The 20697-nt window shown below is 67.9% G+C and carries 16 protein-coding genes; 8 read left to right on the forward strand and 8 right to left on the reverse strand.

What is annotated here, in order from left to right:
* The first annotated feature begins 15 nt into the window (after positions 1 to 15).
* The 8 genes from SM757_RS07970 to SM757_RS08005 all read left to right on the forward strand — a co-directional run bounded on the left by SM757_RS07970 (position 16) and on the right by SM757_RS08005 (position 11151).
* Positions 16 to 717, forward strand: coding sequence for a class I SAM-dependent methyltransferase (locus SM757_RS07970; RefSeq protein WP_322465040.1), 702 nt, complete (start codon positions 16 to 18; stop codon positions 715 to 717).
* 18 nt (positions 718 to 735) lie between these two features.
* Complete coding sequence (locus SM757_RS07975) at positions 736 to 2094, forward strand: UDP-glucose dehydrogenase family protein (protein ID WP_322465041.1); 1359 nt, start codon at positions 736 to 738, stop codon at positions 2092 to 2094.
* Positions 2091 to 3245, forward strand: coding sequence for a DegT/DnrJ/EryC1/StrS family aminotransferase (locus tag SM757_RS07980; RefSeq protein WP_066342550.1), 1155 nt, complete (start codon positions 2091 to 2093; stop codon positions 3243 to 3245). The genes SM757_RS07975 and SM757_RS07980 overlap by 4 nt, the downstream gene beginning before the upstream one ends.
* 17 nt (positions 3246 to 3262) lie before the next feature.
* On the forward strand, positions 3263 to 3853 hold the full coding sequence (locus SM757_RS07985) for a sugar transferase (RefSeq protein WP_322465042.1): 591 nt from the start codon (positions 3263 to 3265) through the stop codon (positions 3851 to 3853).
* Complete coding sequence (locus SM757_RS07990) at positions 3850 to 5736, forward strand: polysaccharide biosynthesis protein (protein WP_322465043.1); 1887 nt, start codon at positions 3850 to 3852, stop codon at positions 5734 to 5736. Before SM757_RS07985 ends, SM757_RS07990 begins: the two co-directional genes overlap by 4 nt.
* Positions 5737 to 5888: 152 nt before the next feature.
* Positions 5889 to 7319 carry a mannose-1-phosphate guanylyltransferase/mannose-6-phosphate isomerase gene (locus tag SM757_RS07995; protein WP_322465044.1) on the forward strand — a complete coding sequence of 477 codons (1431 nt, stop codon included), beginning with the start codon at positions 5889 to 5891 and terminating at the stop codon, positions 7317 to 7319.
* 7 nt (positions 7320 to 7326) lie between these two features.
* Positions 7327 to 9369, forward strand: a complete 2043-nt coding sequence (locus SM757_RS08000) for an acyltransferase family protein (RefSeq protein ID WP_322465045.1) — start codon at positions 7327 to 7329, stop codon at positions 9367 to 9369.
* 189 nt (positions 9370 to 9558) lie between these two features.
* Positions 9559 to 11151 (forward strand): hypothetical protein, encoded by a 1593-nt coding sequence (locus SM757_RS08005; RefSeq protein ID WP_322465046.1) that lies wholly within the window; start codon positions 9559 to 9561, stop codon positions 11149 to 11151.
* Positions 11152 to 11263: 112 nt separating this feature from the next.
* Here the strand turns inward: SM757_RS08005 and SM757_RS08010 are convergent, their stop codons facing one another.
* The 8 genes from SM757_RS08010 to SM757_RS08045 all read right to left on the reverse strand — a co-directional run bounded on the left by SM757_RS08010 (position 11264) and on the right by SM757_RS08045 (position 20685).
* A complete protein-coding gene (locus SM757_RS08010) occupies positions 11264 to 13060 on the reverse strand; it encodes an acyltransferase family protein (protein ID WP_322465047.1) in 1797 nt (598 codons plus the stop codon).
* A gap of 4 nt (positions 13061 to 13064) precedes the next feature.
* Positions 13065 to 14381 (reverse strand): glycosyltransferase family 4 protein, encoded by a 1317-nt coding sequence (locus SM757_RS08015; RefSeq protein ID WP_322465048.1) that lies wholly within the window; start codon positions 14379 to 14381, stop codon positions 13065 to 13067.
* Between the two features lie 12 nt (positions 14382 to 14393).
* A complete protein-coding gene (gene wecB / locus SM757_RS08020) occupies positions 14394 to 15530 on the reverse strand; it encodes a non-hydrolyzing UDP-N-acetylglucosamine 2-epimerase (RefSeq protein WP_322465049.1) in 1137 nt (378 codons plus the stop codon).
* A complete protein-coding gene (gene wbjC, locus SM757_RS08025) occupies positions 15530 to 16651 on the reverse strand; it encodes a UDP-2-acetamido-2,6-beta-L-arabino-hexul-4-ose reductase (RefSeq protein WP_322465050.1) in 1122 nt (373 codons plus the stop codon). Before wbjC ends, wecB begins: the two co-directional genes overlap by 1 nt.
* A 124-nt stretch (positions 16652 to 16775) precedes the next feature.
* Positions 16776 to 17810: a polysaccharide biosynthesis protein gene (locus tag SM757_RS08030; protein ID WP_322465051.1), complete on the reverse strand. Its 1035-nt coding sequence runs from the start codon at positions 17808 to 17810 to the stop codon at positions 16776 to 16778.
* Positions 17811 to 17843: 33 nt separating this feature from the next.
* Positions 17844 to 18614, reverse strand: coding sequence for a glycosyltransferase family 2 protein (locus SM757_RS08035; protein ID WP_322465052.1), 771 nt, complete (start codon positions 18612 to 18614; stop codon positions 17844 to 17846).
* Complete coding sequence (locus SM757_RS08040; RefSeq protein ID WP_322465053.1) at positions 18611 to 19477, reverse strand: glycosyltransferase family 2 protein; 867 nt, start codon at positions 19475 to 19477, stop codon at positions 18611 to 18613. The genes SM757_RS08035 and SM757_RS08040 overlap by 4 nt, the downstream gene beginning before the upstream one ends.
* Positions 19474 to 20685, reverse strand: a complete 1212-nt coding sequence (locus SM757_RS08045; protein ID WP_322465054.1) for a hypothetical protein — start codon at positions 20683 to 20685, stop codon at positions 19474 to 19476. The genes SM757_RS08040 and SM757_RS08045 overlap by 4 nt, the downstream gene beginning before the upstream one ends.
* Positions 20686 to 20697: the final 12 nt, after the last annotated feature.

Below are 20697 nucleotides of genomic sequence, written 5' to 3' on the forward strand. Positions count from 1 at the left end.
AGGCGGCTTCAAGCCATGACTACCCCCCACGACGAGCCCGCCGCCGTGCGCGAGCGCTATGCGCGCCGCGCCGGCCTGGCCGGGCGCTACCACCCGCTGCGCCCCGAGGTGCTGCTGGCGCGCCAGCAGCGCGAGCGCGCCCTGTGCGCGCTGCTGCGCGAGCACGTGGGCTTCAACCTCGCGGCGCTGCGCGCCACGGAAGTGGGCTGCGGCAGCGGCGACAACCTGCTGGAGCTGCTGCGCCTGGGCTTCAGCCCGGCCCACCTGCGCGGCATCGAGCTGCTGGCCGAGCGCCATGCCCAGGCGTGCGCGCGGCTGCCCGCGGCCACGCAAGTGCTGCTGGGCGACGCGTCGCGGGCCGAGGTGCCGCCCGCCAGCCAGGACATCGTCTTTCAAAGCACCGTCTTTTCCTCGCTGCTGGACGACGCCTTCCAGCAGCGCCTGGCCGACGCCATGTGGCGCTGGCTGCGCCCCGGTGGCGCCGTGCTCTGGTACGACTTCGCCTTCGACAACCCCGCCAACCGCGACGTGCGCGGCGTGCCCCTGGCGCGCGTGCGCGCGCTGTTTCCGCACGGCCGCCTGTCGGCGCGCCGCGTCACCCTGGCCCCGCCGCTGGCGCGCCTGGCCTGCCGCGTGCACCCCGCGCTGCACCGGCTGCTCGACGCCGTGCCCTGGCTGCGCACGCACCGGCTGTGCTGGATCGCCAAACCTGAATAAACAAGGGAGAGCCCCATCATGAAAGTCACCGTCGTCGGCTCCGGCTACGTGGGCCTGGTCACCGGCGCCTGCCTGGCCGAAATGGGCAACCACGTGCTGTGCATGGACCTGGACGAACGCAAGATCCAGGTGCTGCGCGAGGGCGGGTTGCCCATCCACGAGCCCGGGCTGCTGGAAGTGGTGCAGCGCAACGTGGCCGCCAAACGGCTGGAATTCACCACCGACGTGGACGCCGCCGTGCGCCACGGCACGTTGCAGTTCATCGCCGTGGGCACGCCGCCGGACGAGGACGGCTCGGCCGACCTGAGCCACGTCGTGGCGGCGGCCCGCGCCATCGGCGAGCGCATGACGGACTACAAGGTCATCGTGGACAAGTCCACCGTGCCCGTGGGCACCGCCGACCGCGTGCGCGAGGCCGTGGCGCAGGCGCTGGCCGCGCGCGGCATGGAGCTGGAGTTCGCCGTGGTCTCCAACCCCGAGTTCCTCAAGGAAGGCGCGGCGGTGGAGGACTTCATGCGGCCGGACCGCATCATCGTCGGCGGCGACGACGAGCGCGCCCTGCTGCTCATGCGCGCGCTCTACGCCCCGTTCGTGCGCTCGCGCGACCGGCTGCTGGTGATGGACGTGCGCAGTGCCGAGTTCACCAAGTACGCCGCCAACGCCATGCTGGCCACGCGCATCAGCTTCATGAACGAGCTGGCGCTGCTGGCCGAGAAGGTGGGCGCCGACATCGAGCGCGTGCGCCTGGGCATGGGCAGCGACCCGCGCATCGGCTACAGCTTCCTGTACGCGGGCGCGGGCTACGGCGGCTCCTGCTTCCCCAAGGACGTCAAGGCGCTGCTGCACGCCGCCGCGGTCCAGGGCCAGGCGCTGCGCGTGCTCGACGCCGTGGAGCGCGCCAACGACCAGCAAAAGCTCGTCCTGGTGGACAAGATCACCGCGCGCTTCGGCGCCGACCTCGCCGGCCGCGTCTTCGCCCTCTGGGGCCTGGCCTTCAAGCCCGGCACCGACGACATGCGCGAGGCGCCCAGCCGCGTGCTGGTGCAGCAACTGCTGGCGCGCGGCGCGCGCGTGGTGGCCTACGACCCCGTGGCCATGGACGAGGCGCGGCGCGTCTTCGGCGACAACCCCGGCATCCGCTACGCGGACAGTGCCGCGGCCGCGCTGCAGGACGCCGACGCGCTGGTGCTCATCACCGAGTGGCGCGAGTTCAAGAGCCCGGACTTCGACGCGCTGCGTACCCAGCTGCGCCAGCCGGTGGTGTTCGACGGCCGCAACCTGTTCGAGCCGGCGCTGATGCGCGCCATGGGCCTGGAGTACCACGGCATAGGCCGCAGCGCCGCCGCGCAGCCGGCCGGCGAAGGAGCGGCGTCGTGAGCAGCTTCCTGCCCTTTGCCCTGCCGGAAATCGGCGAGGAGGAGATCGCCGAGGTCGTGGACACGCTGCGCTCCGGCTGGATCACCACCGGTCCGAAGGCGCGCCGCTTCGAGCAGGCCTTCACCGAGTTCCTGGGCGACGCGTCGCTGCAGTCCATCGCTGTGAACTCCGCCACCGCCGGGCTGCACCTGGCGCTGGAGGCGCTGGGCATCGGCCCCGGCGACGAGGTCATCACCACCACCCACACCTTCACGGCCACCGCCGAAGTCGTGCGTTACCTGGGCGCCGACGTGAAGCTGGTGGACGTGGACCCGGCCACGCTCAACATCGACCCGGCCGCGGTGGAGGCCGCCATCACCCCGCGCACCAAGGCGCTGCTGCCCGTGCACTACGCGGGCCTGGCCGCCGACATGCCCGCGCTGCTGGACATCGCCCGCCGCCATGGCCTGAAGGTGGTGGAGGACGCCGCGCACGCATTGCCGACCACCAGTGGCGGGCGGCTGATCGGCACGCTGGAGAGCGACGCCACCGTCTTCAGCTTCTATGCCAATAAAACCATGACCACGGGCGAGGGCGGCATGCTGGTGACGCGCGACCCGGAACTGGCCAGGCGCGCGCGCGTGATGCGGCTGCACGGCATGAGCCGCGACGCCTTCGACCGCTTCACCGCCACGGTGCCGAGCTGGTACTACGAGATCGTCGCCCCGGGCTTCAAGTACAACCTCACCGACATCGCCGCCGCGCTGGGCCTGCACCAGCTGGCGCGCGCGCGGGGTTTTCAACGGCGCCGCGCCGAGATCGCCGCCGTCTACGACGCCTGCTTCGCGGATCTGCCCGTCATCACCCCGCCGCAGCCGCTGGCGGGCGACGCGCACGCCTGGCACCTCTACGTGCTGCGCCTGGCCGAGGGCGCGCCGCTGCAGCGCGACGCGCTGGTGACCGCCCTGTTCGAGGCCGGCATCGGCTGCAGCGTGCACTACATCCCGCTGCACCAGCACCCGTACTGGCGCGAGCGCTACGGCCTGAAGGCCGAGGACTTCCCCCACAGCCAGCACGCCTACGAGCGCATGGTCAGCCTGCCCATCTACACGCGCATGACCGACGAGGACGTGCAGCGCGTGGTGGCGGCGGTGCGGGGGGCGCTGGGCTGAGCGGGCAGTGCATGGACATGGCAAAGCGTCTCTTCGATCTGGCCGTCGCCGCCTTGGCGCTGCTGCTGCTGGCGCCGCTGCTGCTGGGCGTCGCCCTGTGGATACGGCTGGACTCGCCCGGCCCGGCGCTGTTCCGGCAGGAGCGGGTGGGGCGTCACGGCCGCACCTTCCGCATCCACAAGTTCCGCACCATGCGCACCGACGCCCCCGGGCTGCTGCTCACCGTTGGGCGCGACGAGCGCATCACTCGCGCCGGGCGCTGGCTGCGCTCGCGCCGGCTCGATGAGCTGCCCCAGCTCCTGGACGTGCTCAAGGGCGACATGAGCCTGGTCGGCCCGCGCCCCGAGGTGCCGCGCTACGTGCGCCACTACCCGGCGGCGCTGCGCGAGCGCGTGCTCTCGGTGCGCCCGGGCATCACCGACCCCGCCTCGCTCGCACACCTGGACGAGGACGCGCTGCTGGCACGCGCGGCCGACCCCGAGCGCGCCTACATCGAGCAGGTGCTGCCGGCCAAGCTGGCGCTGGCCGCGGACTACGCCGCCGCCGCCACGCTGGCGTCGGACCTGCGCATCCTGCTGCGCACGCTGCGCATGCTGGCCGCGCGATGAGCGGCGCCGCCCTCTGGAGCCGCGCCCAGCGGCTGCTCACGACCGCGCGGGCGCGGCGCGAGACGCTGTCCATGGTGGTCGACGGCGTGGTCATCGCGCTGGCATGGAACGCGACTTACCTCTTCCGCCTGGGCTTCGAGCGCTGGTGGAGCGCGCGGCCGGCCTACGACCCGGCGGTGATGGCCGGCGTCATCGCGCTGTACCTGGCCGTGTTCGCGCTGCTGGGCATTCCGCGCTCAATGTGGCGCTTCGTCGGCCTGGGTGAGCTGCGCCGGCTGGCCACGGCCTGCTTCAGCGCCGGGGCAGCGGGCGCCGTGGTGGTGCTCATGGCCCACCTGCACGAGGTGCCGCGCGCCGTGCTGGCGCTGCACCCGCTCATGAGCCTGCTGGGCGTGTGCGCCGTGCGCGTGGGCTACCGCATGCTCTACGAGCACATGCGCCAGAGCGCCGGGGGCAACGGCGGCACGGCCGCCGCGCAGCAGCGCGCGCTCATCATGGGCGCGGGCGAGGCGGCGCGGCTGCTGCTGTCGGCCATACACCGCCAGGGCTGGCGCGTGGTGGGCCTGCTGGACGACGACGCGGCCAAGCAGGGCGCGCGCATCGCCGGCGTGCAGGTGCTGGGCCGCCTGGAGGACGTGGCCCGCGAGGACGTGCGCGGCGAGGCCACGCACCTGATCATCGCCATGCCCGGCGCGCCCGACACCGTGCGCCGCCGCGCCCTGGAGCTGGCCGCGGCCAGCGGGCTGCGCGTGCTGACCATGCCCACGCTGGAGGAGCTGCGCCACGGCGCCAGCCCCGTGGACCGGCTGCGCAAGGTCGAGGCCGAGGATCTATTGGGCCGCGACCCCGTGCTGCTGGACGAGGCGGGCATCGCCGAATCGCTCAACGGCAAGACGGTGCTGATCACCGGCGCGGGCGGGTCGATTGGCAGCGAGCTGTGCCGGCAAGTCGCGCGCTACGGCCCGGCGCGGCTGGTGCTCTACGAGCTCAGCGAGTTCAACCTCTACAGCGTCGAGCAGGAGCTGTCGGACCGCTTCGCGCACCTGCCGCTGGTGCGGCTGGTGGGCGACGTGAAGGATTTGTCCCACCTGCGCGCCACCTTCGCGCGCTGGCGGCCGCAGGTCGTCTTCCATGCCGCGGCCTTCAAGCACGTGCCGCTGATGGAGGAGAACAACGCCGGCGCCGCGCTGCGCAACAACACGCTGGGCACCCACCACGCGGCGCTGGCCGCGGCCGAGGCGGGGGCCGAGCGTTTCGTGCTGATCAGCACCGACAAGGCCGTGAACCCGACCAACGTGATGGGGGCGACCAAGCGCGCGGCCGAGCTGGTGGTGAGCCACCTGGCCGGGCAGTTCCCGCGCACGCGCTTCATGGCCGTGCGCTTCGGCAACGTGCTGGGCTCCAGCGGCAGCGTGATCCCGAAGTTCAAGGAGCAGATCGCCCGCGGCGGCCCGGTGACGGTGACGCACCCGGACATCATTCGCTACTTCATGACCATCCCCGAGGCGGCGCGGCTGGTGCTGCAGGCCGCCGCGATTGGGGAGAGCGGCCAGGTGCTGGTGCTGGACATGGGCGAGCCCGTGCGCATCGTGGACCTGGCGCGGCAGCTCATACGGCTGGCGGGCATGACCACGCAGGAGGTGCCCATCGTCTACAGCGGGCTGCGCCCGGGCGAAAAGCTGTTTGAAGAGCTGCTGGCCGACGACGACACCACGCTGCCCACGCGCTTCGAGCGGCTGCGCATCGCGCGGCTGAACGACGCTGCCGCGCGCGAGCGCGTGGCGCCCTGGCTGGCGCGCTGCGAGGCCGCGGCCGGCGCGGGCGACGCCGCCGTGCGCGAGTGCCTGCGCGAGCTGGTGCCGGAGTTCAGGAGCGGGGGGTGAGGGCGCTGCGGCGCGTACCGGGCCAGGGTTGATGAAGCCCGCCGCGCTGCGCATTTCGCCGCGCCGCCCGGGGCCTTTCCCCCTGAATGCGGCCCCTATACTGCCGTTTTCTCGATTGCGCCTCGGCTCCACGCCTGAGCCGGCTTTTCCCCATGCAGCACTCCATCTCCGTTGCTCCCGTCGTCATGGCCGGGGGCAGCGGCACGCGGCTGTGGCCGCTGTCGCGCGCCGGCTATCCCAAGCAGTTCCTGGTGCTCTCCGGCCAATACAGCCTGTTCCAGCAATCGATGCAGCGCTTGCAGGCGTTGGGCGCGCCGGACATCCAGCTCGCCGCGCCGCTGGTGGTGGGCAACGACGAGCACCGCTTCCTGGTGCTGGAGCAGTTGCGCGAAATCCGCGTCGATCCCGCGGCCGTGCTGCTGGAGCCCTGCGGGCGCAACACCGCGCCGGCCATGACGCTGGCGGCGCTGCAGGCGCTCGAAGGCGGCGAGGACCCGGTGCTGGTGGTCACGCCGGCGGACCAGACCGTCAGCGACCCCGCGGCCTTCACCGCCGCCGTGCAGCAGGCCGTGCGCATGGCCGCCGGCGGCGCCATCGTCATCCTGGGCATCACGCCGGACCGGCCTGAAACCGGCTACGGCTACATACGCACCGACGGCGCCACCGTGGTGCGCTTCGTGGAAAAGCCCGACGCCGCCACGGCGCAGCGCTACCTGGAGGAGGGCGGGTACTGCTGGAACAGCGGCATGTTCGTGCTGCGCGCCTCGGCCTGGATGAAGGCGCTGGAGCGTTTCCGCCCCGACATCGCCGCGGCCACCCGCGTGGCCTTTGCCTCGCGCAAGACCGACGAGCGCTTCGTGCGCCCGGGCCGCGAGGAGTTCGCCGCTGTGCCTTCGGAGTCGGTGGACTACGCCGTGATGGAGCACTGTCCGGGCAGCGGCATGGAGCTGCTGATGGTGCCCTTGAGCGCCGGCTGGAACGACCTGGGCGCCTGGGACGCCGTGTGGCAGGTGGCGGACAAGGACGCGCAGGGCAACACCGTGATGGGCGACGCCATCGTCCAGGACAGCCGCAACACCCTGGTGCGCGCCACCAGCCGCCTCGTGGGCGTGGTCGGCCTGGACGACGTGGTGGTGGTGGAGACGCCGGACGCCGTGCTGGTGAGCCGGCGCGAGTGCAGCCAGGACGTCAAGAAGATCGTGAGCCGCCTCGATGGCCAGCAGCGCGGCGAGCACACCGCGCACCGCAAGGTGCACCGGCCCTGGGGCTGGTACGACAGCATTGATGCCGGCGCGCGCTTCCAGGTCAAGCGCATCATGGTCAAGCCCGGCGCGTCCTTGAGCCTGCAGATGCACCACCACCGCGCCGAGCACTGGATCGTGGTCAGCGGCACGGCCGAGGTGACCTGCGGCGACAAGGTGATGCTCATCACCGAGAACCAGAGCACCTACATTCCCTTGGGCGAGACGCACCGGCTGCGCAACCCGGGACGGCTGCCGCTGGAGCTCATAGAAGTGCAGTCCGGCTCCTACCTGGGCGAGGACGACATCGTGCGGTTCGAGGACACGTACGGGCGCAGCTGAAGTTTCCATGCAGCCACCGCACCGGCCGGAAATCGACGGGCTGCGCGCTCTTGCCGTGCTGCCCGTCATGCTCTTTCATGCAGGCATGGGCGCCTTCAGTGGTGGCTATGTCGGCGTGGACGTGTTCTTCGTCATCAGCGGCTTCCTGATCACGTCCATCATCCTGCGCGAGCTGCAGGCGGGCCGCTTCTCCTTCGTGCGCTTTTACGAGCGGCGGGCCCGGCGCATCCTGCCGGCGCTGCTGTTCACCCTGCTGCTGTGCGTGCCGCTGGCCTGGGTGTGGATGCGGCCGGTCGAGCTGGAGTCCTTCGGTGGCAGCCTGGCCGCCACGGCGCTGTCGCTGTCCAACGTCTTCTTCTGGCGCACCACGGGCTACTTTGACCTGGCGGCCGAGGAAAAGCCGCTGCTGCACACCTGGAGCCTGGGCGTAGAGGAGCAGTACTACCTGCTTTTCCCGCTGGTGATGGTGCTGGGCTGGCGCCTGGGCCTGCGCCGCCTGGCCTGGCTGCTGGGGGCGCTGGCCCTGGCATCCCTAGTGGGCAGCGAGTGGGCGCTGAGGACCAACCGCGCCGCGGCCAGCTTCTTCCTGGTGCCCATGCGGGCCTGGGAGCTGTTTGCCGGCTCGCTGCTGGCCTTTGCGCTGCGCGAAGGCGCGGCGTGGCCCTGGCGCTGCTCCCCGCTGGCGCGCAACCTGCTGTGCGTGGCCGGGCTGCTGCTGGTAGCCGTGCCCATGCTGGTGCTCGATGCCGACACGCGCTTTCCCGGCCTCAGCGCGCTGCCCGTGGTGGTCGGGACGGTGCTGCTGCTGGCGTTGGCCACGCCGCACACCTGGGTGGGCCGGCTGCTGACCCTGCGTGTCATGACCTGGGTGGGCCTCATCTCCTACAGCGCCTACCTGCTGCACCAGCCGCTGTTCGCCTTTGCGCGGCTGATGTCGCCGGGCCAGCCTTCGGCGGCGATGTTCGCCGGCCTGATCGTGCTGACGCTGCTGCTGGCCCACGCGTCGTGGCGTTTCGTGGAGACGCCTTTTCGCAAGCCCGGCGGCTGGTCGCGCCGCGGCATCTTCGGCTTCAGCCTGGCCGGTTCGCTGCTGTTCCTGGCGCTGGGGGCCGTGACCGTGGCGCGCCAGGGCCTGCCGCAGCGCTTCACGCCCGCGGAGTTGGCCTTCGTGCAGCCCGCGATGTCGCCCGTGAAGGGCTGCCCGGCGCGTGACGCCTGGCTCAACGTCTGCCCGCTGGGCGCGCGCGGCGCCAAGCCCACCGTGGCGCTGCTGGGGGACTCGCACGCTTACGCCATCACCCCGGCGCTGGACGAGGTGCTGGCCGCGCAGGGCCGCGCCGGCGTGCTGGTGCACACCAGCTGCAACCATCCCATTCCCGGCGTGTTCGACAGCCGCGAGGCCAACACGCCGCAGTACGTGGCGCACTGTGCCGAGGCCGACCGGCGGCTGCGCGCCTACCTGTCCGAGGCGGGGCTGGCGGACGTGATCGTGGCCATACGCTGGACGGCGCGCCTATACCCGCTGGGCAATGCCATAGACGCGCCGGCCTTCGACAACGGCGAGGGCGGCGTGGAAACCGACTACCCCTATCGCCGCAACCTGGCGCTGGACACGGCGGGCCGGCTCACCGACACGGCCGCGCCCAAGCAGGCGGCCCTAGGCGCTTACTTGGCCGACTTGGCCACGCGGCATCGCCTGGCGCTGCTGTACCCGGTACCCGAGGTCGGTTGGACGCCGGCCCGGCTCAACCTGCAGGGCATAGTGCTGCACGGGAAGCCGCCGCAGGAGATTTCCACCTCCTGGGCGCGCACGCGCGAGCGCCATGCCGCCGCAACGGCGCTGCTGGACGCCGTGCCGGGCGCCGGCATCGTGCGCGTGCGACCGCAGGCGCGGCTGTGCGACACCCTCATCGCCTCGCGCTGCGCGGTGCAGGCCAGGGGCCAGCTGTTCTATGCGGACGACGACCATCTGAGCCAGCTTGCAGCGCGCTGGATGGTGGACGACCTGCTCGCGGGGCTGGCCGGGCAGGCCTCAACGCCACCCTATTGAGAAGAGGGAAGAGAAGGCCCCGTAGCCGTGTAACTCCGGTCAGATAACTTTGCGCCTTCAGCTACCCGCAGTGCAGGACGGATCAAACTGCGACCGCGGGGCTTGCCCGTCCAGGCCAAGGCTTCAGGGACCTCCACTGGCACGGCTTGCCCGCACCCGCGCGATATGCACATGGGATGGTGACCGAGCATGTCCTACGACCGGAACAATGAATACGTCGACACGCCCGATGCTTCGGGACTGAGCTCTCCCGCGAAAAGAGCCCTGCTGGCCACGGCCTCGGGCGCAGTATTCGCGGCTTCGAAAACCTGGGCCGCGGAACCTGCCCAGGAGCGCCGGGTCAATTTGAACCTGCTGAACAGGAAAAACCTCAATAACTGGTGCGAAGGCATGGGCGCCGACGAAACGGAACAAATGCGCAAGGCCATTGCGGAATGCAATGCCGCCGGCGTCCAGGTGCTCGAATGCACGACCGATGCCCAATATAAATGGACCGGAGCGCTGGAGCTGGCGCCAAGATTGAGCATAGCCGGCAACGGCTGCAAATTCCTGCCGCAAGCCGATGGGTTTAAAACCATGGCCGCCGCCAGCGACCATGGCATGACGTTTTACCGGGATTTTTGGATAGACGGCGGAAACACGCGGGAGAACTCGGCATTTCAGATCGCATTTGACACGGCGCTGAAGCGGACGCACGGCATCCGCTTCGAAAACCTGATGATTGACAATTTCTTTTACGGCATTCAGGCCCGCAGCATGTGGGGGAGTATCATCGACAAATGCAAGCTTTATAAAAACAAATTCGGTGTTTCATTTGTCGGCCAATGCGTCAGCAATACGATTCGCACCAGCCAGATCGTGTCGGAGGTGAGCACGTATGGTGACCGGTCCATAGGTGTTTTTGTGGACTATTACGTATATTCGGACGGTACCGGCCGCCGCCCGGAGGCCATTCGCCTGTGCGATGAAACCATGGTCTATGGCTACGACACCAACGTATTTTTCAACAGATGCTTCCACGGCTCCGTCACCGAGTGCGACATCGATTCCTCACTGCGCTACGGCGTGCGGGTGGCCGGGTGCGACGGCGGCATGACGATTCGCAGCAGCTATATTGGCAGCGTGAACGGCAAAGCCGGGCCGGTGACCGGTATATCGTTTGACGACCTGGGGGCTACCAATCCAGCCTCCCTGCGTATAGAGGACAATGACCTGTTTTTCGTCGGCAAGCCCGTGGCGGGGTCCGTTGCAATATATGTAGGCGTCAATCGTACCGGCAAGAAGGTGATTTCAGGCAATGATGTCGGGCAGGGCGCAGGCATAGAAACGGCGCTGAGCCTGAATGCGGTCAGCGGTGCCGACATATCCTCCAACGTGCTTGCAGGCACGCTTCAGTCCCTGAAGGCCCGGGCCGGGGGAAACAATTCATACCGTCGAAATACTTTCAATGGCGCCATTGCGCGGTCTGGCAACCGGGTGCGCGACTGGTTTGACCATAATGATGGTTCAACGGTGACTTGCTACCATGGCCCCATTTCCATGCCCGCCGGGGCGAATAGCGTGACACTTTCGTTGACCCGGGATCTGGGCCTTCCGGGAAACCCGGTGACCACCCCGCCGGCCAGTTTGCTGATGGTTTGCCAGGCTTTTCAATATCAAGGCGATTCCGGGCGCGGCCTTGTCCGGGCCAGGTATGACGAGGCGGGAAACATCATTGTGAATACGGCGGCCGCATTGAACGGGGCGGCCGGCGATATATGGGTTGACATGGAAGCCGTCTGAACGGCCGGGGCCGGTGAACGCTGCGGGGGATGAGCGTTCACCAGGGGGCCCTTGGCGCGGCTCAGGCGCCACCGTCATCACCCGCCACCTGCCGAGGCGCGGGCGTATCCGCTCATCCGCCTGAAGCGGTCTGGGATGTCCAGGACTTGTCCAGCAGGAAACCGTGGCGTGCAAACAAGCGCTGGCCGATGAATTGCGCGCCGGCCTGGGTCAAATGGTTGGTGTCGTAGGTGATGAAACGCCCGCTGTCGGTAAATACCGGAACCAGCCCATTGGGGTCCATGACCAGGTCCATGATGCTCAGGTATTTGCTTCCAAACAGGCCGCGCATGGCTTGTTCAGAGCGAATCACGCCTTCCAATGGCTGGGTTTTGATGGCTTCCGGGGGACGTAAAGAAACTTTGACGAAATCATTGTTCCAGCCAAAATTTTTCACGCCAAGTACGTACGCTTCACCGCCTGCCAATGCCTGGATATGCTTGAAGCAACTTTCCACACCAGCGATTTCCGCAGCCTGGAAGCCAGCCTGGCCCCAATTGCTTGTGTAAACCACCAAATCACTGTGCTTCAACAGGGATGCTAGTTTTTCCGGGCTGCTGGTGCGGCATTCTCCTTCCCAGTAAACCAGGTCGAAAGCTTCGGCGGACTTCTCTTCCTGAAGTATGTTTATATAGTCTCGGGCAAATGAGCTGCCCATGACGAGCAGTTTCTTGCGGCCATCATTTCTGAACTCGGCGCGCACAAAGGCGCGTGGCGCATCCACGTAGGCCTGCGGATTTACTCCATACGAGAACTGGGGCGCCAGTTGCTGCAGTCCGTAGGTCTTGTAAAACAGCACGCCCAGTGCCAGATTGAGGGTCAGTCCAATTCCGGTGACGGCGTAGAACTTTCTGGAGCTGAACCTGGCCGGATTTCTCAGCGTATTTTCAACATACCGCCAGGACAGGTAGGCCAGAGGAATGGCAAGAAGCGCCGCCGCCAGGAGTTTCAGGTAATGCGGTGCCTGCTCGGAGCTCAGCCTGACGAAGGCCAGCAGCGGCTGGTGCCAGAGGTAGGCGCTGTAGCTGATCAGGCCCATGAAAGCCAGAGGACGGATGGAAAGCAATTGCCCGACGGCATGGCTGCCGTTCGAGTAACGAATCACCAGTGCCGCGCCCAGGGCCGCCGCCAATTGCGAAACCAGGGAAGCCGCTTCCGTGCCGGAGGGCAGTACATAAGCCGCCAAAATGGCAACCAGTCCCAGGGCGGTCCAACCGGCGCGCCCATTCTTCTTTTCTTCCGGCAGCAAGGCCAAGACGGCGCCCAGCAATAATTCCCAGGCGCGGGAGAAAATCATCAGGAATCTGAATTCAGCATTGTACAGGCTTATGGAATACCACAGGCTCAGGCCCAGGAGCCCCAGCAGCACCCCCAGGGTGCTCCGTTTTCCCAGCCGCAGGCGGAACAGCAGCAAGTAAATCAGGGCCGGCGCGACAAGATAATACTGTTCTTCGACCGCCAGGCTCCAGGTGTGGTAGAGCGGCTTGAATTCAGCAGCCAGGCTCCAGTATCCTGAAGTCAGGTACAGCAGCACGTTGTTGGCGGACAGCATGGTGGCCACCAGCGATTGGCCATAATTCTTCAGGCTGTACGGCACCATGAAGAAAAATGAAAGTGCCGACGTGCACAGCGCTACCAGCAGCATCACGGGCATGATGCGGCGCAGCCTTTTTTCATAAAACCGCGCCGGAGAGTAAATGCCCTCCTGTATATCGGCGGCCAGGATGCCAGTGATCAGAAACCCGCTGATGACGAAGAAAACATCCACGCCCAGATAACCACCGGAAAACCAGGGCACGCCGGCGTGGAAAAACAAAACGGGCAAAACCGCAATGGCCCGCAGCCCGTTGATGTCGGGTCTGAATTTCATGGTTTCAGTGGGCGGAATCCAGCAGGCGCACCCGCTTCGGTGTCTGGGTGCTGGCCGCTGCGCCGTCCTGGCCCGCCTGAAGCGGCGCCCGGGCCGTGTCCTGCGTGACGGCCCCGGCCGGGGCGCGGCCCGGCGCCTGCAGCGCGGCCACGATCTGCCGCACCGCCGTCTGCGGCGAGAACAGCCGGGCGAACAGGGCCTTACAGCGCATGGGCATGCCGGGGTCCGCGTCCAGGCTGTCCACCAGCTCCAGCGCCATTTGCCGCAGCGACTGCACCGACTGGTCCGTGCTCACGCGGCCCACACCCTCCTCGCGTATGAGCGCGGCCAGGTCGTTGCCCGGGTTGATGTTGGCCAGCACGGGCAGGCCGCTTTGCATGTAGGTCAGGAACTTGCCGGGAATGTTGTGCGTTTTGTGGCGGGGGTCCAGCGCCACCAGGCCGACGTGGCACTGCGCGTACAGGCCCGGTATCTCGTCGGGATGGATCTCGTCGCGGAACAGCACGTTGTCCAACCCCCGTGCCTGCGCGTCGGCCGCCAGGCGCCGCGCCTCGCTGCCGCGGCCTACAAACAGAAAGCCCACGTCCCGGCGCGACTGCAGCTGCTGCGCCAGCTCCAGCAGGATGCCCATGCCCTGGGCCACGCCCATGTTGCCCGCGTACACGAACAGCTTGCGCCCGGCCAGCGGCGTGTCGGCCACCGCGATGGAGCAGCCGCCCACGGGCGCCTCGGCCAGCCAGTTCTGCAGCACCTCCAGGCGGCGCCCGGGGCCGCGCACCCAGTCGTCGAAGTACGCGGCGTTGCCCGGGGTCTGCACGCCGATGACGTCGGCCACCGAGTACTGGTAGCGCGCCACGGCCTTGAAGAAGCGGTAGGGCAGGCCGCGCCCCATCAGGCCCATGTCCGCGGCCCACTCGGGAAAGATGTCGCGAATGACGAGGTAGCCCCGGCAGCCGCTGGCGCGCTTGAGCGCGCGCGCGATGGGCCCCAGGAAAATGGTGGGTGCATACCAGGCCACGCCGTCCCAGCGCTCGTGGGCCAGCGGGCTCCTGCGCAGGTTGCGCAGCATCGCGAAGGGCATGAGGAACTCGCCCACCGTGCGGCGCAGGTAGCCGATGTCCTTGGTGCGCGGCGCGCGCAGCCGCAGCACCCGCACGCCGTCCACGTGCTCCAGGCTCCAGGGCGACTGCAGTTCGGCCGCGGGCAGCAGCACCGTGAGCTCATGCCCCTGGCGCACGAACTCGCGCGACAGGTCCCGCAACTGCACCGCGCCTGAGGTGCGCAGAGGCGGGAAGGTGTCGGCAATCAGGGCAATGCGCATGGGCGGAGGCTTTCAATACTTCTTCCAGACCACGCGGTTCACGTAGTCGGTGTAGCTGTGGACGATGCGCAGCACCTTGTCGGAGACGTTGGGCATGGCGTAGTCGGCCACCAGGCGCAGCCCGCGCTCCTGGCCGCGCGGCTGCGAGGCCAGGATCACCAGCCCCTGGCGCACCCGCTCCACCTCCAGCCCAACCATCATCACGGCGGCTTCTTCCATGCCCTCGGGCCGCTCGTGCGCCTCGCGCAGATTCAGCGCCGGGAAGTTGAGGATGGAGGACTCCTCCGTGATCGTGCCGCTGTCCGAGAGCACCGCGCGCGCCGAGCGCTGCAGCTGAACGTAGTCATGGAAGCCCAGCGGCTTGAGCAGCCGCACCTGCGGATGAAAGCGCGCCCCGGTGACGTCCACGCGCTTTTGCGTGCGCGGGTGGGTGGAGACGATCACGGGCAGCCCGTGGTCCTCGGCCACCGCGTTGAGCACCGCCACCAGCTTGGTGAAGCAGCGCTCGGACTCGATGTTCTCCTCGCGGTGCGCGCTGACCACGAAGTAGCGCTGCGCCTGCAGGCCCAGGCGCTGCAGCACGTCCGAAGCCTCGATGCGCGGCAGGTAGTGGTGCAGCACCTCGTACATCGGGCTGCCGGTCTTGATGACCTGGTCCGGCGGCAGGCCCTCGCGCAGCAGGTACTCGCGCGCGATGGCGCTGTAGGTGAGGTTGATGTCGGCCGTGTGGTCCACGATGCGGCGGTTGGTCTCCTCCGGCACGCGCTGGTCGAAGCAGCGGTTGCCCGCCTCCATGTGGAAGATGGGCACCTTGCGCCGCTTGGCCGGGATCACGGCCAGGCAGCTGTTGGTGTCGCCCAGCACCAGCAGCGCCGCGGGCTGCTCCTGCTCCAGCACCCGGTCCACGGCGATGATGAGGTTGCCTATGGTGTGGGCCGCGCCGCTGCTGCCCGCGGCGCTGTCGAGGAAGTGGTCGGGCTTGCGCACGCCCAGGTCGTCGAAGAAGACCTGGTTGAGCTCGTAGTCGTAGTTCTGGCCGGTGTGCACCAGCACGTGGTCGCAGTGCTCGTCCAGGCGGGCCAACACGCGCGAGAGCCGGATGATTTCCGGCCGCGTGCCCACCACGGTCATGATCTTGAGCTTCTTCATCACGGTTGAACCTTCATGGCGATGGTGTCGGGGCGCGCGCGGTCGAAGACCTCGTTGGCCCACAGCATGACGATGAGTTCCTCATCGCCGATGTTGGTGATGTCGTGCGTCCAGCCCGGCACCGTCTCCACGATGCGCACCTCGCCGCCGCGCGTGACCAGCTCGTGCGTCTGCTGCGTGTCCACGTGGCGAAAGCCAAAGCGCGCCGTGCCCTTGATCACCAGGAACTTCTCGGTTTTGCTGTGGTGGTAGTGCCCGCCGCGGGTGACGCCGGGGTGGGCGGTGAAGTAGGAGAACTGGCCGCAGTCGGGCGTCTTGAGCATTTCCACGAACACGCCGCGCGCGTCGCCATGGCGCGGCACCTCGTAGGCGAAGGACTCGGGAGGCAGGCAGCTGACGTAGGTCGAGTACAGCGCCCGCGTCAGGCCCGTGCCCACGCGGTCCGTCATCAGCGAGCCGCGGCTGTCGGCAAAGCCGCGCACGGTCTGCGCCAGCTCGCCCACTGTGGTGTCGTACACCGGGCCGGGCTCCACGCGGCCCGCCGGCGTGGTGCCCTCCAGCAGCCGCACCAGGGCATCGACCACGTCGTCGATGTAGAGCAGCTTCAGCGGCGCGGCCGGGTCGTTGACGGTAATGGGCAGGCCCCGCGCGACGTTGTGGCAGAACGTGGCCACCGCCGAGTTGTAGTTGGGCCGTGCCCACTTGCCGAACACGTTGGTCAGCCGCAGCACGTACACCGCGGCGCCGCTGTCGTGGCCGTAGGCCAGCAGCGCTTCCTCGGCCTCGCGCTTGCTCGCGCCGTAGGCGTTGTCCAGTGCCGCCTGCGTGGACGAGGCGAACGCCACCGGCGTGCGCCGCCCGCTTGCGACCAGCAGCTCGCACAGCCGCGCCGTGAAGCCGGCGTTGCCGCTGGCGAACTCGGCTGGGTCCTGCGGCCGGTTCACGCCGGCCAGGTGGAACACGAAGTCGGCCGATGCCAGCGCCTGCTGCAGCGCCTGAGCCGGTGTTTCGCGCGTGACGGCCACGATCTCGGCATGGCCGAGCTCGCGCAGGCGCAGGCTCAGGTTGCGGCCCATGAAACCGGCCGCGCCGGTGATGACGATGCGTTGAGGAGTGCTCATGGCGCCTTGTGGGAAATGAGAAGAAAGCTGTCGCGCCGTATGTGCCGGATCAGCAGCCGCCGCAGCGGCAACGCGGGCTCGTTGCGGCCATGCCGCGATGGGTCCAAGGTGTTCACGGCGCGCCTCAGTCTTCGAACTGCGCAGGCTCGCCGCGCGCGATGCGGCACATGAATTCCAACTTCATCAGCAGCTGCTTCATGCCCTGCACGTCCAGGCGCTGCGTGTTGTGGGAGTTGTAGTCCTCTGCATGGCTGATGCGCTGCTCGCCCTGCTCGACGAACTTGGCGTAGTTGAGGTCGCGGCCGTCCGGCGGCACGCGGTAGTAGCCGCCCAGGTCTTCAGCGCAGGCCATTTCCTCGCGGCTGAGCAGTGCTTCGTAGAGCTTCTCGCCGTGGCGCGTGCCTATCTCGCGCACCTCGTGGTCGGGGCGCTCAAGCAGTTCCACGATGGCCTGCGCCAGCGTGCGCACCGTCGCCGCGGGCGCCTTCTGCACGAAGATGTCGCCGTTGCCGCCATGCTCGAAGGCGTACATCACCAGCTCCACCGCGTCCTCCAGCGTCATCATGAAGCGCGTCATGGCCGGGTCGGTGATGGTGATGGGCCGGCCCGCCAGCACCTGCTCCACGAAGAGGGGAATCACCGACCCGCGCGAGGCCATCACGTTGCCGTAGCGCGTGCCGCAGATGACGGTGCCCGTGCCCTCCAGGTTGCGCGAGGTGGCCACCATCACCTTCTCCATCAGCGCCTTGGAGATGCCCATGGCGTTGATGGGATACACCGCCTTGTCGGTGGATAGGCACACCACGCGGCTGACGCCGGCCGCGATGGCCGCCTCCAGCACGTTTTCCGTGCCCAGCACGTTGGTGCGCACGGCCTCCATGGGGTGGAACTCGCACGAGGGCACCTGCTTGAGCGCGGCGGCGTGGAAGCAGAAATCCACGCCGCGCATGGCGGCCTGCACGCTGCGCGGGTCGCGCACGTCGCCGATGTAGAACTTGAGCTTGGCGCTGCCGTAGCGCTTGCGCATGTCGTCCTGCTTCTTCTCGTCGCGACTGAAGATGCGGATCTCGCGCAGCGGCGAGTCCAGGAAGCGGCGCAGCACGGCGTTGCCGAACGAACCGGTGCCGCCGGTGATCAGGAGGGTTGCGTCAGTGAACATGAGTTTGGGGTCCGTTTCAGGATTGGGCCGGATTCAGAGGGTGGGCGCCCGCGGCGCGCGGCGGGCGGCCGGGCGCACGCGCCACGCGGCAATGGCCATCATCTGCAGCATGAGCACGCGCACGGTCACGCGGCGGCGCCAGCCCAGGCCTTTCTTGGGCGTGACGTTGGCCGCGTGCTGCCGGTAGCCCACCAGGGGCTGGTTGATGAAGCACACGCGCCCGGCCAGTCCCGCGGCCACCGCCAGCCAGTGGTCGTGCGCATACGCCTGGGCCGGGAAGGGCAGCAGCACCCGCAGCAGTGCGCGGCGCACGGCCACGGCGCAGCCGAAGACCTGGCAGCGCCCAAGCTGCCGGGCCACGAAGGCCGCGCCGCCGTGCACGCCCGCGGGCAGCGGGTTCCACAGCGGTGCCAGGGTGCGCCCGGCGGCGTCCATGGTTGACAGGGCGTGCTGCACCATCAGCACCCGCGCGTTTGCGGCGAAGCACTGCAGCACCACCTGCACCTTGCCGGGCTTCCAGACATCGTCCTGGTCCGACAGGAACACGATCTCGCCGCGCGCCAGCGCCAGGCAGCGCTCGAAGTTGCGCACATGGCCGACGTTGGCCGCGAAAGTGTGGATTTTCACGCGCGCATCGCCCAGCGCGCGCAGCAGCGCCAGGGTGTCGTCGCGCGAGCCGTCGTCGCAGACCACCAGCTCGTCGCCCGGCTCCAACTGCTCCAGGATGCTGCGCGCCTGCTCCAGCACGTAGGCCGCACCGTTGTAGGTGGCCATGCACACGCTCACACTGGGCCGCGCGTTCATGGCCGCTCCCCGCGCACGCCGCTGAGGCCGTGGCACAGCGCGGCCCAGCCCGCGGCCAGGTGCTGCCGCCTGTCTGCCACGGCGCGCAACTGCAGCAGGTGGTGCATCAGCGAGGCCGCCAGCGTCTTGAACGCGAACAGTCGCGGCACCAGGGGCTTGCGCCACAGCAGGAAGGCGTTGCGCAGGCGGTAATAGCAGCGCGCCGGACCGTGCACGAACACCGTCAGCGGCCCGGCCTGCACCGCCGCAGCGCCTATGGCGTGCTCCATTTCCACCCCGGGCAGCACGTGGATGTCCACGCCGCGGGCGCGGCAGCGTATGCACCACTCGAAATCCACGTAGTCGATGAAAAAGTCCTCGTCCATGCCGCCGGCCAGGTCGAACACCGCCATGGTGGCCGCCGAGCCGGAGGCGATGACCAAGTCCACCGGCACCGGCGCGGCGGCGTGGGCCGCGTACACGCGCCTGGGGTAGCCCAGCGCGCTGAAGCGGAACGACGGGTATTCCACCCCCAGCCGCGCGTCGCGGCTCACCGGCGCTACGATCGCGGGCACGCCCGGGCGCAGCCCGGCCAGCAGCCGCCGCACCATGTCCGCACCCAGCCGGCTGTCCTGGTCCAGCAGCAGCACCGCCTGCGCGCCCAGCGCCCGCGCGCGCGCCACGCCCACGTTCTGCGCATGCGCGATGCCGCTGTTGCGGCCCAGCACCAGCCACTCGGGGCCCGCGCCGGGGGGGGCCACGGCGCGCCCGGGCGTGTTGTCCACCACCACCGCCTGCAGCCCGGCCTCGGCCACGCTGTCCAGCAGCGGGCGCAGCGCGGGCGGCTCCAAGTGGTAGGCCACCACCACGGCCACGGCCTTCATCGCTGCCTCGCGCCCGGCAGCGCGCGCCGTATGCGGGCCCAGTACCACAGCGTCACCAGCATGCCCACCGAGTTGAACAGCACCGGGTTGGTGGTCGACATCAGCAGGAACAGCGCGAACGCGAACACGTGCATGCGGTTGTCCCCGCCGTAGGCCGACAGCCGCGTGGTCGGCATGGCAATCACCGTGAACAGCAGCAAAGTCAGCGGAAAGCCGAAATACCGCACCATGTCCAGCGGCGTAATTTCAGTCACCGGCGTGATAAGCCCGTTGCCCATGGAGTAGTAAAAGCTGGCAAGCCCGGACCCGAATATCGAATTGAACGGCGTCAGGTAGTCCACGAACGAAAGAAAATGCCCAATCTTGCCCGCGTTGGAAACTTCATCCATGCTCAGCAGCGCTGTGCTCTGGACGATGATTCCAATCAGCGCAAAAACAGAAAATCCAACAGCGATGCCGAGCAATACCCTTGCCGGAATGCTCGTGCGGCGCATCAGGGCCACTATGAGAAACAGCAGGCTCAGCACCACCAGCGCCCGCGAGCCACTGATGGTGATGATGGTGCCCAGTACCAACAGCCACAGTAAATGCCGCAGCTTCCACGTAGTCGTGAATTCCATGGCGGTGAGGCACCACGGAATGAAAAGGAAAGGCACGTTGCCCAGCCGGAGCACCAAGGTCGGTTCCTCGAGATAGTCGCGTTCGGCCGCGGCGCTCAGGCTGTAATCTTCAAACAAGGGTACGAGTGTGGTTGAAAAAGGAATTTCGGGATTGATTTTCATCACCCAGAACATGATGGAAAATATGCAAAACCACACGCCCGCCTTTGCCGCAATGCGGTCCATGTCAATGTCGTACCGTTCCACCAAGTGAATGAGTGAAAGAATGAAAACGGCAAGCAGAAATTGAATGGAAAAATCGAGTCGTACCTCGCCCGCCATTCCCCTGAAAAAGCCGTACATGAAAATTCCCGGCACGATCAGGGCGGGAGCTGCAATTTTTGAAAGCCTTGCCCTCAACAACAGGTCGAACAGCACCCTGGCAAAAAGCATGATGAATATCAGCTTGTTCACGGGCGCGGCGGGCACGATGATGGACGTGATGAGAAACAGGCTCAGCAGCGTGCCTACCCAGCCGTTTCGGTTGGGGGCAAGGTTGGCGGCCGGTCGCTCGTAAGGCCCGTGCCGCTGGAATTCAAGGCTGGTCATGAGAATGCAAGC

Source organism: Azohydromonas lata (assembly GCF_034427735.1).
In the GTDB taxonomy this organism is placed as follows: Bacteria; Pseudomonadota; Gammaproteobacteria; order Burkholderiales; family Burkholderiaceae_C; genus Azohydromonas; species Azohydromonas lata.

Bases quoted from the DNA above. Each gene is read 5' to 3' on its own strand.
- SM757_RS07985 (WP_322465042.1), top strand. From the start codon at position 3,263: ATGGCAAAGCGTCTCTTCGATCTGGCCGTCGCCGCCTTGGCGCTGCTG.
- wecB (WP_322465049.1), bottom strand. From the start codon at position 15,530: ATGAAGAAGCTCAAGATCATGACCGTGGTGGGCACGCGGCCGGAAATC.
- SM757_RS08000 (WP_322465045.1), top strand. From the start codon at position 7,327: ATGCAGCCACCGCACCGGCCGGAAATCGACGGGCTGCGCGCTCTTGCC.
- SM757_RS08045 (WP_322465054.1), bottom strand. From the start codon at position 20,685: ATGACCAGCCTTGAATTCCAGCGGCACGGGCCTTACGAGCGACCGGCC.
- SM757_RS08015 (WP_322465048.1), bottom strand. From the start codon at position 14,381: ATGCGCATTGCCCTGATTGCCGACACCTTCCCGCCTCTGCGCACCTCA.
- SM757_RS07995 (WP_322465044.1), top strand. From the start codon at position 5,889: ATGCAGCACTCCATCTCCGTTGCTCCCGTCGTCATGGCCGGGGGCAGC.
- SM757_RS07990 (WP_322465043.1), top strand. From the start codon at position 3,850: ATGAGCGGCGCCGCCCTCTGGAGCCGCGCCCAGCGGCTGCTCACGACC.
- SM757_RS08035 (WP_322465052.1), bottom strand. From the start codon at position 18,614: ATGAACGCGCGGCCCAGTGTGAGCGTGTGCATGGCCACCTACAACGGT.
- SM757_RS08040 (WP_322465053.1), bottom strand. From the start codon at position 19,477: ATGAAGGCCGTGGCCGTGGTGGTGGCCTACCACTTGGAGCCGCCCGCG.
- SM757_RS08010 (WP_322465047.1), bottom strand. From the start codon at position 13,060: ATGAAATTCAGACCCGACATCAACGGGCTGCGGGCCATTGCGGTTTTG.
- SM757_RS08005 (WP_322465046.1), top strand. From the start codon at position 9,559: ATGTCCTACGACCGGAACAATGAATACGTCGACACGCCCGATGCTTCG.
- SM757_RS07975 (WP_322465041.1), top strand. From the start codon at position 736: ATGAAAGTCACCGTCGTCGGCTCCGGCTACGTGGGCCTGGTCACCGGC.
- SM757_RS07970 (WP_322465040.1), top strand. From the start codon at position 16: ATGACTACCCCCCACGACGAGCCCGCCGCCGTGCGCGAGCGCTATGCG.
- SM757_RS08030 (WP_322465051.1), bottom strand. From the start codon at position 17,810: ATGTTCACTGACGCAACCCTCCTGATCACCGGCGGCACCGGTTCGTTC.
- wbjC (WP_322465050.1), bottom strand. From the start codon at position 16,651: ATGAGCACTCCTCAACGCATCGTCATCACCGGCGCGGCCGGTTTCATG.